The following is a 494-nucleotide window of genomic DNA, read 5'->3' on the forward strand; positions in this document are numbered from 1 at the left end:
TGTGAGCTGGTACAAGATGCACGAGGCAGATGGTATGCCTGTGTGACGGTTAAAGAATCTCCAAAGATTAAGTGTGGCACTGGCCAAGTTGGTATTGATTTAGGCTGCAAGGATTCAGCAGTCAGTAGTGAGGGTGATCAGCTACAAATCAAAGTCACCCATAACTATGCTGAAAAACTGGCCATTGCTCAACGCGCTAAAAACAAAAAGCGGGTCCGTGCGATACACGCCAAGATCAAAAATACCCGCCAGGATTTAATTCATAAATTTACATCAAAGCTTGTTAAGGCCAACAGCTTAATCGTTGTTGGTAAAATCAAATCAAACTCATTTACTTCAAACAAACTTGCCAAGTCGGTCTATGATGCTGGTTGGTTTGAGATTAAGCGGCAACTGGATTACAAATGCGCGAACGCAGGTTGCCACTATATCGAAGTCAATGAAGCGTACAGCACCCAAACCTGCTCGTGTTGCGGCTCTCGCCAAGACAGTCC

The 494-nt window shown here is 44.7% G+C and carries 1 protein-coding gene; it reads left to right on the forward strand.

Annotated features, from left to right (window positions below; all coding sequences use genetic code 11):
• A partial coding sequence (locus tag J3492_RS13045) for an RNA-guided endonuclease InsQ/TnpB family protein (RefSeq protein ID WP_207992430.1) occupies nt 1-494 on the forward strand: 494 nt, incomplete at both ends.

Origin of the sequence: Psychrobacter coccoides (assembly GCF_017498085.1) — a bacterium.
Taxonomy (GTDB): Bacteria; Pseudomonadota; Gammaproteobacteria; order Pseudomonadales; family Moraxellaceae; genus Psychrobacter; species Psychrobacter coccoides.